General features: G+C 47.2%; 15 protein-coding genes. 3 read left to right on the top strand and 12 right to left on the bottom strand.

The features are described from left to right. Nucleotides 1-175: 175 nt before the first annotated feature. Nucleotides 176-1,114 (top strand): PspA/IM30 family protein, encoded by a 939-nt coding sequence (locus QUA83_RS03095; RefSeq protein WP_333291429.1) that lies wholly within the window; start codon nt 176-178, stop codon nt 1,112-1,114. 33 nt (nt 1,115-1,147) lie between these two features. Here the strand turns inward: QUA83_RS03095 and QUA83_RS03090 are convergent, their stop codons facing one another. Beyond that, entirely contained in the window at nt 1,148-1,789 is a 642-nt protein-coding gene (locus QUA83_RS03090; RefSeq protein WP_333291428.1) for a pentapeptide repeat-containing protein, read from the bottom strand. 50 nt (nt 1,790-1,839) lie between these two features. Beyond that, on the bottom strand, nt 1,840-2,766 hold the full coding sequence (pheA, locus tag QUA83_RS03085; RefSeq protein WP_333291426.1) for a prephenate dehydratase: 927 nt from the start codon (nt 2,764-2,766) through the stop codon (nt 1,840-1,842). A gap of 208 nt (nt 2,767-2,974) precedes the next feature. Between pheA and QUA83_RS03080 the strand changes: the two genes are divergently transcribed. Continuing rightward, nucleotides 2,975-3,553, top strand: coding sequence for a DUF1997 domain-containing protein (locus QUA83_RS03080; RefSeq protein WP_333291425.1), 579 nt, complete (start codon nt 2,975-2,977; stop codon nt 3,551-3,553). 151 nt (nt 3,554-3,704) lie between these two features. Here QUA83_RS03080 and QUA83_RS03075 read toward each other — a convergent pair whose 3' ends face one another. From QUA83_RS03075 to pgl, 6 genes are all read right to left on the bottom strand, one after another. Beyond that, entirely contained in the window at nt 3,705-4,157 is a 453-nt protein-coding gene (locus tag QUA83_RS03075) for an FHA domain-containing protein (protein WP_333291423.1), read from the bottom strand. Next, entirely contained in the window at nt 4,154-4,540 is a 387-nt protein-coding gene (locus tag QUA83_RS03070; protein WP_333291421.1) for a hypothetical protein, read from the bottom strand. The genes QUA83_RS03075 and QUA83_RS03070 overlap by 4 nt, the downstream gene beginning before the upstream one ends. 341 nt (nt 4,541-4,881) lie before the next feature. Next, the gene (locus QUA83_RS03065) at nt 4,882-5,619 is read right to left on the bottom strand and encodes a PRC-barrel domain-containing protein (protein WP_333291419.1); all 738 of its coding nucleotides are present in this window, start codon (nt 5,617-5,619) and stop codon (nt 4,882-4,884) included. A gap of 55 nt (nt 5,620-5,674) precedes the next feature. Then, complete coding sequence (locus QUA83_RS03060) at nt 5,675-6,151, bottom strand: FHA domain-containing protein (protein WP_445301756.1); 477 nt, start codon at nt 6,149-6,151, stop codon at nt 5,675-5,677. Nucleotides 6,152-6,248: 97 nt separating this feature from the next. Then, on the bottom strand, nt 6,249-7,040 hold the full coding sequence (locus tag QUA83_RS03055) for an FHA domain-containing protein (RefSeq protein ID WP_333291417.1): 792 nt from the start codon (nt 7,038-7,040) through the stop codon (nt 6,249-6,251). Between the two features lie 552 nt (nt 7,041-7,592). After that, entirely contained in the window at nt 7,593-8,312 is a 720-nt protein-coding gene (gene pgl / locus QUA83_RS03050) for a 6-phosphogluconolactonase (RefSeq protein ID WP_333291415.1), read from the bottom strand. A gap of 463 nt (nt 8,313-8,775) precedes the next feature. On the opposite strand from pgl, the gene QUA83_RS03045 reads away from it, so the two are divergent. After that, nucleotides 8,776-10,143, top strand: coding sequence for a hypothetical protein (locus tag QUA83_RS03045; protein ID WP_333291413.1), 1,368 nt, complete (start codon nt 8,776-8,778; stop codon nt 10,141-10,143). 310 nt (nt 10,144-10,453) lie between these two features. Here QUA83_RS03045 and QUA83_RS03040 read toward each other — a convergent pair whose 3' ends face one another. From QUA83_RS03040 to QUA83_RS03025, 4 genes are all read right to left on the bottom strand, one after another. Next, the gene (locus tag QUA83_RS03040) at nt 10,454-11,620 is read right to left on the bottom strand and encodes an LptF/LptG family permease (protein ID WP_333269841.1); all 1,167 of its coding nucleotides are present in this window, start codon (nt 11,618-11,620) and stop codon (nt 10,454-10,456) included. Nucleotides 11,621-11,701: 81 nt separating this feature from the next. Further along, nucleotides 11,702-12,430, bottom strand: a complete 729-nt coding sequence (lptB, locus tag QUA83_RS03035) for an LPS export ABC transporter ATP-binding protein (RefSeq protein ID WP_015174033.1) — start codon at nt 12,428-12,430, stop codon at nt 11,702-11,704. A 173-nt stretch (nt 12,431-12,603) separates the two neighbouring features. Beyond that, nucleotides 12,604-13,074: an LptA/OstA family protein gene (locus QUA83_RS03030; RefSeq protein ID WP_333034780.1), complete on the bottom strand. Its 471-nt coding sequence runs from the start codon at nt 13,072-13,074 to the stop codon at nt 12,604-12,606. Nucleotides 13,075-13,365: 291 nt separating this feature from the next. Further along, the gene (locus tag QUA83_RS03025) at nt 13,366-13,773 is read right to left on the bottom strand and encodes a DUF309 domain-containing protein (protein ID WP_333291412.1); all 408 of its coding nucleotides are present in this window, start codon (nt 13,771-13,773) and stop codon (nt 13,366-13,368) included. Nucleotides 13,774-13,878 lie beyond the last annotated feature (105 nt).

Genomic DNA, 13,878 nt, shown 5'->3' with positions numbered 1-13,878 from the left:
GACCTGCACTGAAGAAAGAATTACACACAAATCATTCGATTTTCGATTTTCGATTGGGAATGAGTTATTGAACTAAGGGTTTGGAGATGGCCTACAGTTCCATTCTTTTTGGGAACTGGATATGTGTTTAATTCTTAACTTCCAACAGGTTCGGATAGGTTCCTTATAGCAGTAAATGCTTGTGTTAGAAAATCACGACCAACCGAAACCATACGATGCAGTTAGAGGCGGTCAACTGCCACCTCCTGTGGGCGGTGTAGTGCTCGGCGGACTAGCAGGAGTTAAACATCGGCTGTCTAGTTCTGTCAACGAACATCGAATTGCCGCCCTGAGAGAGACATTGAATTACGGCGATGCAGGCTTAAAAATAGTCATCAAGATTTGTCAAAGCGAAACAGGGCCAGTGCAGCGGGCGGCCTGCGATTTGCTTCGACAAAGGCTGAATTCGATCGCCCGCGAAAAATTACAAGCCTTTGTAGCTTCAAGTTCAGATGCAGAAGCTGAGTTAGACAGCACGGAAAAAATATTAAAGCACTCATCCGGTGCAGTCTCAGAAAAAAATTACGATCGGCAAATGTCCGAAGCACAGTTAATATTTGAGACAATTTCCCAGCAGATGCAACCAAATTTGTTGCTATTAGAAGCACTGGTAGCCTCTGTAGAACGGGAAGAATTTACCAGCGAACTGATGAATCTTTGGGAAGTATTAATCTTAGAAATTCAGGAACCTCTCAAAGAATTGCGTCAGGCTGTTGGCATCGCGATTTCCGCCCAACTGCGGATTCAGTGGCTGTACAATCAAGCTGAATCTCAAGCCAATCAGTGGCAGCAGCGAGCTTTGCTAGCTCTTCAGAAACAGGATGAAAATTCAGTCCGCCTCGCCGTGGTTCGCAAGCAAGTTCAATTCGATCAGGCGGCAGAACTAAAAATTGACTTAGACTACCAAACTGTGCGAGTAGAAAATCTAAACCGCAACTTGCTGGCTTTGGAAAGTAAGATTGCTCAAGCTAATTCTAAGAAAGAGATCCTCAAAATGCAGCTTCATTTTGCTAAGGTACAACAGCAAATAGACTTCACTTTCAGCCAAGTCAATAATATATTTTTTAGTCCTTAGTTGTCGGATTCTGCTGTTATATATTGCGTGAGTTCAAACTTGTCTGACGCAAAAATGTATGGCCCCACTTAAAATTGCCTCATCTAGCTTAGCTCCTTCCAGATTAGCTCCGCATAAAAATGCCCCGCTCAAATTAGCACCGGTTAAATCTGCACCGGTTAAATCAGCGCCCTCAAGGTTACTTTCACACAAAAAAGCGTTTCTCAAGTTGGCTTTTCTCAGACTCGCGCCCCGCAGTTTAGCCTCGCTGAGATTGGCTTTTTCAAGGTTTGTATTGTCCAAGCAAGCATCTAGGAGGTTTGCTTCCATCAAGTTGGCGTTTTCCAAGTTTGCTCCGCTCAAATTAACACCAATCATTTTGGTGTCGCTCAAGTTGGCGTTTTCCAATTTTGCTTCAATCAGGTCAGCTCCTGTTAATCTTGCAAAACTTAGATCGGCTCGGCTCAGGTTAGCCCCATTTAGGCGGGTCATCACCAGGCAAGCATTCTTTAGCTTGGCAGCTATTAAGTTTGCCCCCCTTAAGTTTGCCAAGGCAAAATTTATTTCCTTGAGATTCGCGCAGGCTAGATTAATATGAATTAGGAAAGCTTCTCGCAAAGAAGCCTCTTTCAAGTTGGTTTCATGAAAATTTCTTTCTCCGGCTGCGTATCGCTTGAGAAGTTCATCAGCATTCATCTCGCGAGCCTCCTAAGTTTTACTTAAAAAGTATAGTACATAAAAAGAAATTATACTACGGACAGCAAGCTGTAGCAACCAAAGATTTTTAAAGTTTCGGTGTGATTTTTTAATTCATCGAGTGCCGAGCGAACAAATGCTTGGCAGGCGTTAGCCTCAACGTCCATAAAGAAAATATATTCTCCGAGCGATCTTTTAGTCGGCCTAGATTCAATCCGACTTAAATTAATACCGCGACTGGCAAATACTTGCAAAGGTTTTACCAGTGCTCCCGGCATATTGGCAGGTACGCTAAAAGCTAGTGAGGTATGGGTGCAATTAGACGGTGAAGCATCGAGGATCAACTTAGAAGCAGATTGTGTAATGGATTTAAGGGATGAGTGATCCCCTGGTTCTACGTTGGCGATTTCTCCAAAACTCCTGCTGAGTACCCAAAATCGAGTGTAATTATCGGGATAATCATTAATGGGTTGAGCTAACACTGGCAAATGGTAAAGTTCAGCAGCTCTTGGCGAAGATATCGCTGCTACATTTCTATCTTCCAGATATTGCAATGCTTCCGTGGTAGAGTTCGCCGGAATTAATTGAGCTGAGGGAATAAACTGCCCCAACCATACCTGACACTGAGCTAGCGCTTGCGGATGAGAGTAAACTTTTTGAATCTCATTAAAATTTTTGGCATTAGACACTAGCGCGTGGGAAATTGGCAAAACTAAGGCGTGTTGAATGCGGAGTTGATCGAGTCGCCACAGTGTATCTAAGGTGACAGTCACGCTGCCTTCGATCGAATTTTCGACGGGCACAACTGAATATTCAACCTGTCCTACGGCAGATGCCTCTAGCGCTTGGGAAATGGTGGAATAAGGACACAGGGTGCATTCCAAGTTAGTTTTCAGGCTCAACCAATTGACATAAGCTAGAGCCGCTGTTTCTGCATTTGTACCAACAGGGCCGAGATGTGCGATAGAAATTTTCATGTAGAGGCAATTTTAGGTTACAAATGTTTGCTTTACTCTCATCAGCTAGGAAGTATGATGAAAAATTAGCGATGTCCCGAAAGCTTTGATCAGTGATTTCTCGGATGACATTGCTGGGTTCGCGACTTAGTACGCGACTTATGTCACCTTAAAAAAGGTGATACTTTATTAAGATATGCTTAGGAATCCTATATTTTGATATTTTCTCATGTATACCCGCTTTAATTCTTCCCAATTCGTTGAGCTCGCCGTACCAGAGGAACGGGTTCCCATTCAACATTATCTGCGCCAGCCGAGGCGACTGGTGAATGCCCTCGTCGATCAAAGTCGCACACAACAGCTAAGCGATGACTGTTTCCGCCTTAAAATGCGACCGTTACAATTTATGATGCTGAGCATTCAACCCACAGTAGACATGAGGGTGTGGGCCCAGTCGGATGGCACAATCAATTTGGAGTCTGTCGCCTGCGAAATTCGTGGCGTGGGTTATATAAACGATCGCTTTGCTCTCAATCTCAAAGGAAAGCTTTGTGTACACCAAAGCAGCGGGGTAGCATACTTGAAGGGAAAAGCGGATTTGGAAGTGCAAGTAGAATTACCGCCGCCGTTTTGGCTGACGCCCAAACCCATTTTAGAAGCAACGGGGAATGCTTTGCTCAAGAGCGTACTGCTGAGCGTCAAACAGCGGTTGATGCACCAGTTGCTCTTAGATTACCGTCGCTGGGCAAACAGCGAAAGTGAGCTAATATCGATCGATGTCCCCCCAATCTTATCTTTAGAAGGGTGAAATCCTACTAGAGTTGGACTCAGAAGCTGTTAATTAATGTATAGGGATATTTAGGCACAAATCAAGCCACTTACTAAAATCTTAGTTAGACGCTCGAATTGGGCATAGGTCGCTTTGTTGGAACTAGCCAGCAGGGATAGATAGCTGCCGGTCAGTCAAGATCGATTTGAGTTAGCCCCCCATGTTCATCGTCTTCGATTATTCCCACGCCCCCAGGCCACGCAGTTGACCTGTCTGTTGAAACTTCGTCCTTTTGGCCGAGGTCTCGCTGCGGTGGCTTGATGATTTTGCTCGGTTGATTCGTTGCGCCCACCCGAATCCTGATTTTTGGGCCGGAATTGCCCAAGCGAATTGTCATCCCGTCCACAACTGACACCTGAGCGATCGGTCTATCATCTACATAAGTGCCGTTAGCACCAAAATTAATAATTTCCCAGCCATGAGCGTGATTCCACAGTTCTACGTGGTGGCGGGAAACTACAGCGCTGTAAATAATTACATCATTGTCGTTCGATCTACCGATCCGAACCACCGGTTCTGATTCAAAACACCAACTTTGAACTGGGACAGACTGGATAGGATGTAAAAGAGTTAAGGTAATCACTGATGTTTTGACACTCCACCGCCAGACAGAAACGGGGATACTTCCAGAGAGATTTTTTGGGAGAAAACTGCAAAAAATTTGCTTTTTAAAGGCGTCGTCAGTGGGCCACTATTCCCTCTATCTGCCGTAAAAGTCGAACTTTTGGCTGCTTGAGGCATTTGAACCAACTTTTGAGGGTTAGCTTTTGGCGCAGGCGTAAATTTTTGCTGTCCTCGGTAACAACCACACACGATGTTATTAATCGGGTGAACTTCCCAGTGATGGACAGCGGTTTTAACTGCTTGATTAATTTGGTCTGTGAGGGAGCGATTGTACCGATGGGTGAGCCGCTCAATTTGATCGGCTAAATCACCCTTTGCGCGCTGACGAACCAAAGAATTCAACTCAGACCCGCGCTGGTTGCACCGCTGATTCGAGTTTTCGATCGGGCCACAGTCACAGCTCAACGACTCGCTGTTTATAAAGAAAAAAGTTAACCAATTATTAATCCTGGGGTCTCTAGATAAAATACTTGTTGATTGTATCAAACAGCATAGGTCTTTTTGAATTGCTAACATTTTCCTTATTGATGCGATACCTTTAAAATACAATGCTTTGAGCAGCACTGGAATTTTGAGCGACAACGCATCAATCTCTCATAGCAAAAATACCGATCGACCTTCCTCGCGCGCGGCCTCCAAATGCGATCGGCAATTAGTCCCCCGGCGAGCGGGAAGGCCAAACTTCAGCTCAAATCTGACTTAGGCGGCTCCGGGTTCGGCTCTGGCGGGACAGATTCATGCCTTTGCCGCTTCAACTCTGCAACTTTTTCTTGAGCTACATCCCTGACTTCTAGAGCTTTATCTTGGAATTTTTCCGCCAGACTTTGAGCGCCCCGCTTCACACCTGCCACATTTTTGAGAGTTCTGTCGAAATCTTCATGTAAAAACTCTGCTACCAGACCGACTTTTTTGTGCAGTCCCTCCGCGTACTGCACTGGCTCCGATACAGCAGCTTCAGAGACGATCGCCCGCTTGCTGCCGATGGTCGAAATAGCTGCCACAGGTAACAAGTAAATGTCGTCTAAAACACCGCGCCAGCCGCTCGATTTAAATAGGTAGTTGGTGACTGAACCCGTGCGGACATCAAATAGGTAGTCAACCACTGCACCTGCCTTATTTCCAGCGTCCGTGAGCACCTCAAGACCGATCGGACAAACAGCTTGTTCCGGTTGATGCAATTCCGGCAGTTCCGGGTTAATGGTGACAAAAACATTTTCCCCCACCGTATCAACTTGCGCCCAAGCGAACCAAGTTTTTTTGCTGCCCAAAAGTCCCGACTTGCAAGTAAAGCCGATCGCCCGCTGGGAGTGAGCATCGAGCCAAACCCGATCTACCCTGCCGACCTCTTCCGCCGTTCTGCGGTCGATCGTGCGGCGGTTGAGCAGTTCGCTGCGCCTAACAATCTGTGGTGATGTACTCATAAATAAACTCCTGAGTGCCGCCTTTGAAAAATGTCGATTGTCCAAAGAAGCCGATTTAATATTCTTCTTCCGAATAATGGCGATTATTATCTGCCTCGGTTAACTCCTCCTCTTCCCTGGAAGTGCCAACTTCTTTTTGGTCGGGAACAGGAATCGTGCTAATGTGCACCCCGCCCGAGGGAGCGTGAATTTCCTTAGCCTCCCTGGGCTTGACGCTAATTTGTCCTAACTGGACTGAGGACTGATTCGGGCCTACGTTGATTTGAATTTTCGGCCCTGAGCGAGCCAAGTGAACGATCAGACCGTCCACAATGGGAACCTTAGCGATCGGCTTACCATCGAGGTAAGTACCGTTGGTACCTAAATTGATCAGTTCCCAAGTTATGCCGCTGCGTCGCAATTCGATGTGGCGACGAGAAACCACAGCGCTAAAAAGAACGACGTGGTTTTCGGTCGAGCGCCCGATCCGGACGACCTGCTCGTCTTCAAAGATCCAACTGCGGACGGGTATAGACTGGAGTGGATGTAGCAAGGTCAGCTTAATCACATTGGCAGCATTGAGTTTTGGTAGAGCGCCTCAAGATGCGATTTTAGATTTTAGACTTTCGATCGCCCAATCCAAACTCGCTCTAAGAGATTTGAAATAAAAACGTAACCAGGTCTCCTTTGCCCAGAGAAATGCGGTCTCCCGGTCGCAACCGGTGGCGGTTTCCCTTGGGTAGCGGAGTATTGTTGACGTAAGTGCCGTTGGAACTGCCTACATCTTCTAGGTAGCAAGCATCTCCCTCCACCCGGAGATTTGCGTGTACCCGAGAAACTATCTCAGAATTAGCAAATCCCGAAACATCAATATCCGGGGGTACTAAGTCATTTGGCTTGCCTATGTGAACCACAGCCAGACTGTGAGGCAATTCCATCGGGGTATTTGTCTGAACGTGTAGGAGTCGCGCCGACTGCTGTTGCAGTTGAGTTTTAGCTACACCTACTGGCTGTAGGCCCGGAACCGGAGGAGAGATATTTACTGGTGTTGCCACCGATTCAGTTGTAACAGGAACCGAGGGCGAAGGCGGGGGATCTGGAATCGTCGGAATGCTGGCGGGAGTTTTTTCCAAGTTGAGCCCCTTATTCAGGGTAACTAGAGGTTCCATTGCCATCAAGGGATCGGGTGGCACTAAATCGGGCGCCGGTGACGATACCACTGTGGGGCCTACAGGCGAGGGGGACGGTACTGTCACCTCAACTTCTGGAACTATGGAACCCGGACGCAAGTTAAAGCCACACTGACCGCAAAATGCTGCATCTGTCTGAACTGCTGCACCGCAGTTCGAGCAACTTGCGGTAACAGGTAAAGGCGTGTAGCAAGCCTCACACTGGCTGGCCCCGTCGGGGTTCTGGTGATTGCAATTGGGACAGACAATCATCGATTTCTCCTTGCTATCGGCCAGATTTTTAAATCAGCCTCATCAAAAGTCGTTGGCTCTGAAACCCCGTCCTTACAGGACGGCTTTACATTGAATTGAATCCCCTTGCGGGGTAGGGGGTATGGTTGCCCCCCCGTGAGGATATGGTTGTCCTCAATCTCCCATTTCTGGGGTAAAGTTAGCTTCGCCAATGTTTAGGGAGCTTGTTAGGCTAGCAGCACTGTTCCAGTGACCTTAGAACTTTTTAACCACTAGCGACAGAGCAAGGGACTAGCTTCGTATCCCAGGGTGTCGTGACTCACAAAACGTAGTCAGTTAAGACTTAGGCCCGTCAGAATGGCTTGTTAGATTTCTCTTTCAAGCCTCATGCCTTTAGGCTGAGGTTCCTGACAAAAATACTCGTGTATATGGTCAAATTTTAACTTTAACCGCCACAATTCTTATATTGCTTCTAATACTAGCAACTGAGCTGACGCCGTGACGTTAGCTGTGATGGGCAAGATTGAGTTAGTGATAATCCTGACTGTGTTGGCACGCTTGCGGCTCTGTCGGCTATTTTACTGTTTCGCCAGCCGCCGCATCGAGCAGCCACCAAAGTTCGCCTTCTGGTTGAACGAGTCTGGCTGGATAGGTCATTTCGTCGGCTGCGGGGGCAAAAATTTGAGCTAGGGCGGGTTGTTTGCTGGCTCCTGCGACCATGAATATGACGCACCGGGCCCGGTTGATTAAGGGGACTGTAAAGGTAATGCGGGGTTGACCGTCTTTGTTGCCGACAGTTACTAGGGCATCCCGGACTTCCAAGGCTGCGGTGCCGGGAAATAGAGAGGCTGTGTGGGCGTCGTCTCCTATGCCCAATAAAATGATGTCGAAGGCAGGAAACTCGCCATCTGATACTTTGAAGAACTGCTGCAATTCGGTTTGGTGCGCGGCAGCGTCGGCTGCGGGGTCGCCGGCGCCTGTGGGCATGGGGTGGATGTTGCTGGCGGGGATATTGACTCGATCGAGCCACGCGAGGCGCGCCATTTTTTGATTGCTGTCTGGGTGTTCTGCGGGAACGTAGCGTTCGTCCCCCCAGAAAACGTGAATTTTATCCCAAGGCAGGTCTTGGGCTGCTATCGCTCTGTAGAGCGGTTCTGGTGTGCTTCCGCCCGCTGCGGCGATCGTACAAAGTCCGCGTTCTGCTATGGCTTCTGAGATTTTCGACAGCACAATCTCCAGCGATCGATCTATTAGTTGTTCCCGATTTGCTAATACTTCAACTACTTTTTTCATTAATTTCCTCTCAACTTTACTTGGGTGTTGTTCTCACCAATTGCCAATTTTACCTTGACATTTTGGTTTGAGGTCGATCGGCTGACAGACCCGGCAGGCCGCGCACCGCATCCCATAAAATTTTATCATCTTATGCCCCTTGATTTAAGGAAAGCAAGACATATTTCTACCAGTGCTTTATGGATTTTCACCTGTTGCATTGAGCTTTCGCAACTTTCAATCAAAAGTTCGATCGTACTCGGAGCATCTCGGCAGAAAGTAAAAAGCGTTTTTTGGGAGTCCGCTCCGTCCCGCACAGCAAAATCTATAAATATAGCCAGCCGGACGATCGCACACCGACAGTAAAAGCCAAACCGAGATGAGTCCGATCGCACTTACCCCGGCATAGCAAAAATAATCAAGATTGATGTGGTAGACTAGGAAAAATAGTTTTAAATCCGCACGCTCGGAAGGAAGCAAAACTATGTCAATTTTTAAGCGATTTCCTACATCTGTCCGCTATCTAATAGCGCGGTTGCGCCACTGGACGCAACCCGCGGTTTGGGCTCCCTTAGCCGTGCTGTGTGCGGGGGGGTTATTTATCTGGGAGGTCTCTGTAAATCCAGAAAGGTTGAGCATAGATGGCGAAGAAGAACCAGCCTCAAACACTCCAGCTTCGCTATCGGGGCTATCTGCTGAAGATACCGCAATTGCGGCTGAAATCGACAGCTCACCAGTGCTAGTCAATCAGTTTAATGGCTCTACTGCTTCTGAACTGAACTTGTTAAATTCATCAGTAGTAAAAAGCAAAGGTTTATTTGAGGAACTTCGAGATCGGGACTTAGAAACTCCTGACTCATCTTCAGCCCCCAAGCGGGTAGGAAGCAGCGGATTGGTCTCCTTGCCAAATGTAGCAAATCCTGCTGTCGAGGCCGGAAACAATAACCCCCAAAATTCCAGCTTACCAAGTTCAAACGCAACATCAGCGTTGAGTTTATCTAGCAGCGGGAGACTAACTTCCGAGATAAAAACGAGCAAGCCTGAGTCTGGGGGTACAGCGACAGCAACTTTATCGCAGGCGTCGAGTGATGCTAATTCAGGTAAACAAAACGAAAATTCTCTGCCTTTGAGTCCGCTGCAAGCAGCTATGAAAAAATACGTCGTTGCTAACACTTCGGCAACGGCGGCTTCAGGTGAGAAAACAGCAGACTCGGCTAAATTGCTCGATCGACCGGCTTCCGATCCGGCGGCAGGAAATGCGACAAATTTGCTCCCAACGACCGCTACAGCTCAAAGTAAAGCAAATCCAGTGAATGTTCCCACAGCACTTCCCCCCGTTGTGGCTCCGACAAATACTGTGAGCAAGGAATCTCAAGAATTCTTAAAACCGACAGCTACAGTCCCTGAATCATTGGCTGGGTTAAATTCCCGAGTACCGAGCCTCCCCGAAATTAATGCAGGGGCTGCAACAGTGGCTTTGCCGAAAAATCCCTACCAAACTAATTTATCTGGTTCCGGCTTCGCACCTGAAGTTCAACCAGTGGCACTTCCAGTAGCCATACCTTCGCCAACACCTCTACTTCCAAATGTCAGTCCATCTCCCTTTCCAAGTGCGATCGGGGGAAGCAAGATAATTAGCCCTCAATTCTCTCCTAATTCAGCGAATTCTCAATTTCAAACACCTCCACCGAGTCAGCTTAACTTGCCGCAGCAGCCTAACTTTGGAGTTGTTCCCCAAAATACAAATCAGGGCGTGCAGCCCATTCAACCTCAAACTTTTGCTACACCGGGCTCCCTGGCTCCGGGACGCTACATTGGCGGTGGCGAAATCAATACTTTTTCTAATCCTTAAATGAAGGAAGTTCGGCCACGAAAAAGATATTATCAATTACCAATACTTAGGCTACGCGGGAGCATCTCACTTTTGCAGTTAAGCTAGAAATTGGAGTTTTAAGGCAGGAGGCAGGAGGCAGGAGGCAGGAGGAAAGAGGAAGAAGGAAAGAGCCAGAAGAAGTGTTTTTACAAATATGAGATGCTCCCGGCTACGCTGTTCCTGGCCTTCGACTTCGGTTTTCCTCAGCATAGTCGAAGGGAAGGGAGCCAAAGGCAGTCGAATTGCAGTACAAGTTCCGAATTACCCTTTCCAAGGTTATTGGTAAAACTTACCTAGCGGCGGCCCGCACCAACAACAATCCTCCGATTCCCAAACCAAACACGATCGGCAGCCAAGCCGAAAGAATCGGAGTCAAAACAGCTTTCACGCCCATAGAACTGGTGATGAAAGAAAATACGTAGTAAGTAAAAATCACAACTACGCTAATACCAAAGCTCGTTCCTCGGCCGGAGCGGCGCGGTTGAGTTCCCAAAGCTGCTCCCACTAAACCAAATACCATGCACACGAAAGGAAAAGCATATTTTTCTTGAATTCGCACCTTTAATTTGCGAATTTGCGGTTCGTCGCCACTGTTTTTAAGGATATCCAAACGCTCTAAAGCTTGGGCAATGTTCATTTCCTTAAAATCCCGCGCTCTCGCAGCTAAATCTAAGGGCGTGCGGGGAAGTTGCAACTGCTGGTGTTGAAACCTAACTATATTGCGGTAAGAGCCATCAGGAGCTACTATATAAGCGGTTCCGTTGAAAAAATCCCAGGTATTTTCTGAGGCATTCCAAGTAGCGGATTCTGAAGAAACGATTTGATTGAGGCCTGGGGTGGAGCGATCGATAATTGTTAAACCTTTCATTTGCTGGCCGTCAAATTGTTCTGCATAAAAAAAGCGGGCGAGGATTTCGTCGCCGCCTTTTTCTGGTTTGCGAAATTCTGTGTAGATAATATTTCTATCTTGAAATGTCGGTTTTTCTCGCTTCAGGGCTCTGTCTAAAGTCAGAGTTGCTCTGTAGCTGGCGGCGGGTACAACTAACTCTTGCAAACCAAAGGTTAATCCTGCAACAATTAAACTCATTATCACAGCAGGCAGTATCAATCGGTAAACGCTAACTCCGCAACTGCGGAGGGCGATGAGTTCGCTGTCGCTGGACATTCGGCTGTAGGCCATTAAGGTTGCTAGCAGCATTGACATGGGGAAAGCCAATACTACGAAGTAGGGAATTTGCAGGAGAAAAATTTCTATGGCTGCGCCGTAGGGGAGGCCGGATTCTGCTACTCTGCGGACTAATTCAAATAAAGCTCCAACTGTGACGGCGACGGATGTAAAGAGTCCGACGCCAAATAAAAATGGGCCGATTAGTTCTTTGGTAATGTACCAGTCCATTACGGAAATTCTCGGCAGCCAGTTGATGGGATTCAAAGAATTGGATATTGCTATTTTCATAGTTTGGGATTTTTGCAGTTTGCTCCTCAATCTAACATCTCAAATCTAAAATTATGCCGTTTGCCGAATGCCTTCAAAAGACTATCGCACGAAGTTGTCACCTAAGTAATACTGTCGCACTAAAGGGTTGCTGTAGAGTTCTTCTTCAGCCCCGGAGGCTAAAATTTGGCCGTCTCGCATGATGTAGGCTCGATCGGTAATTTCGAGGGTTTCTCGGACGTTGTGATCGGTGATGAGGATGCCGATTTTACGATCGCGCAGTTTAGCAATAATAGTTTGAATTTCGTCTACGGCGATTGGATCGACGCCTGCAAACGGTTCGTCTAAAAATAGGAACATGGGCCCGTCTCGCCCTGCGGCTAATGCTCTGGCTAGTTCAGTCCGCCGTCTTTCTCCCCCTGATATTTGAATTCCCAAACTAGATGCTATTTTTTCTAAGCGAAATTCTTGCAATAGGAAATCGACTCGCTCGCGCCATTCCCAGCGCGGCACTTGAGTTTGTTCTAGGACTAACAAAATGTTGTCCCGCACGCTCATGTTTCGGAAAATGCTTGCTTCTTGAGCGAGATAGCCAATTCCCAAATGCGCTCGCTGGTGCATCGCTAATTTAGTGATGTCCAAATCGTTTAGCCAAACGGTGCCTTGATTGGGTTTTTCTAATCCGGTTGCTATGTAAAATGTTGTGGTCTTGCCGGCACCGTTGGGGCCTAGCAATCCTACGATTTCTCCTTGGGATACTGACAGGTTGACGCGACTAACTACATTGCGTTTTCCGTAGGATTTGTGAATATTTTCAAGTACAATTTTCATTTTCGCTCCCGGCAACCTCTACAAGCTAAATTTCAGACTGCGGCTTTGTGCGATCGAGTCTCTAATTTAATTTTTACCTTTTCAAGTTTGTGAGTTTTATAAAGACGAAATTTCGCATCTATCCCAAGTAGTATGTTTTGGCTGAGGCGAAATTTCGCTGCTGCGAGCCACTGTTACCGGGGGGCTGTAGTTGGACGTGGGGAGCCAACTGCATTTTGGGCTGCCGCATCTTGTTCCGGGGCAACCAGATAAACAGATTCTACCTGTCCTGGGTTGTCTGGGAGGGCAATAAACCGCCCTTCGTCGATCAGGTATGTTATGGTTTCGCCGCGTAGGCTGTTGCCCTGCTGCAATACGTAAACATCTCCGCTGAGAATGATCCGGCGCTCGCGGCTAAAATATTGAGCTTGAGCCGCAGTTGCTTGTATTTGGCGGGCTGGATAGTTGATTTGGACGTTGCCGCGGGCTGTCACGATGCCGGTTTTGGAGTCGGCTTCTTGAATGTCCGATCGCACGCTGAGAGTGCGGGGTGGCCCGGCTTGCGGGTAGGTAGGAGAGGCGATCGCGCCTGCCAGAGTGAGGGGCAACAGCAGCGATAATCCTTTGAATAGTCTGGAATTGAGTAGTTTAGCGGAAGGCATCATAAGCTTGGAGCCTCAATATTTGTGAAATTGCTGAAGGGGATTATATCCAGTTAGATATTTTATCTTGACGGTCAGAAAGATTCCCGTGAGGTCGATCGATTGACCCGATAGTCTCAACCAATTATCGTAGCAAGACAACAGCGAATTTAATTGGCTATTTTGCTGAGTGGCTGCAACAGTCTTACCCAGAAACCGGCAAGATACTCGTTCCACAGTCAATTAATCTGCTTGGGCAGCGAGCCCCCCTCTGTGTAGAGGCCAAGTATACTGCACCCTAATACAAACATTGATTTAACTTTTTGGTACTTTGATAATTCGTGGCAATTGCAAGCCTCCAACTTCTGCACCTGTTAATAAAGGTACAAATTCAGCAACTTTTTCCGGGCCAGCTTGTTGCAAAGCGCTCAAAAGTTTAGCACTTTGTCCGAGCAAATCTTCAACAGCAATTCCAGCATAACTAGGCTGATAATAACTGAGCCGATTTATTCCTTCTCCCAGCAAGATTACTGCACCGCGCCAGTTGTGATTTCCTAAGTGATAAAGCGCGACGGCAATTTGTAATATTCCCTGATAAAATCTTTTTTCTGGGTCGCCAGCTTCCATCCACAAAGCCTCTAAAATATCGTGACAAGCGTAAAATTCTTGGCTGTTAAACTGTTCAATGCCTTGCCAAAACTCGATCGAAATTTCCTCTGTCATTCGATTGGGGATGGGGGATTTTAGATGGCAGATGTATATTTGAGTAGGCGGCGATCGATTTTTTTTATAGCTAAGTCTTAAAAATAGGAAAAATAAGGACCTGTT

The organism is Microcoleus sp. K1-B1 (assembly GCF_036704705.1).
Lineage (GTDB): Bacteria > Cyanobacteriota > Cyanobacteriia > Cyanobacteriales > Microcoleaceae > Microcoleus.
This window is presented reverse-complemented; position numbering and strand designations above follow the sequence as displayed.

Excerpts from the sequence above, each read along its gene's own strand:
- QUA83_RS03065 (WP_333291419.1), bottom strand. The coding sequence starts at position 5,619 with ATGAGTACATCACCACAGATTGTTAGGCGCAGCGAACTGCTCAACCGC.
- QUA83_RS03095 (WP_333291429.1), top strand. The coding sequence starts at position 176 with ATGCTTGTGTTAGAAAATCACGACCAACCGAAACCATACGATGCAGTT.
- pgl (WP_333291415.1), bottom strand. The coding sequence starts at position 8,312 with ATGAAAAAAGTAGTTGAAGTATTAGCAAATCGGGAACAACTAATAGAT.
- QUA83_RS03030 (WP_333034780.1), bottom strand. The coding sequence starts at position 13,074 with ATGATGCCTTCCGCTAAACTACTCAATTCCAGACTATTCAAAGGATTA.
- QUA83_RS03025 (WP_333291412.1), bottom strand. The coding sequence starts at position 13,773 with ATGACAGAGGAAATTTCGATCGAGTTTTGGCAAGGCATTGAACAGTTT.
- pheA (WP_333291426.1), bottom strand. The coding sequence starts at position 2,766 with ATGAAAATTTCTATCGCACATCTCGGCCCTGTTGGTACAAATGCAGAA.
- QUA83_RS03080 (WP_333291425.1), top strand. The coding sequence starts at position 2,975 with ATGTATACCCGCTTTAATTCTTCCCAATTCGTTGAGCTCGCCGTACCA.
- QUA83_RS03040 (WP_333269841.1), bottom strand. The coding sequence starts at position 11,620 with ATGAAAATAGCAATATCCAATTCTTTGAATCCCATCAACTGGCTGCCG.
- QUA83_RS03055 (WP_333291417.1), bottom strand. The coding sequence starts at position 7,040 with ATGATTGTCTGTCCCAATTGCAATCACCAGAACCCCGACGGGGCCAGC.
- lptB (WP_015174033.1), bottom strand. The coding sequence starts at position 12,430 with ATGAAAATTGTACTTGAAAATATTCACAAATCCTACGGAAAACGCAAT.
- QUA83_RS03045 (WP_333291413.1), top strand. The coding sequence starts at position 8,776 with ATGTCAATTTTTAAGCGATTTCCTACATCTGTCCGCTATCTAATAGCG.
- QUA83_RS03090 (WP_333291428.1), bottom strand. The coding sequence starts at position 1,789 with ATGAATGCTGATGAACTTCTCAAGCGATACGCAGCCGGAGAAAGAAAT.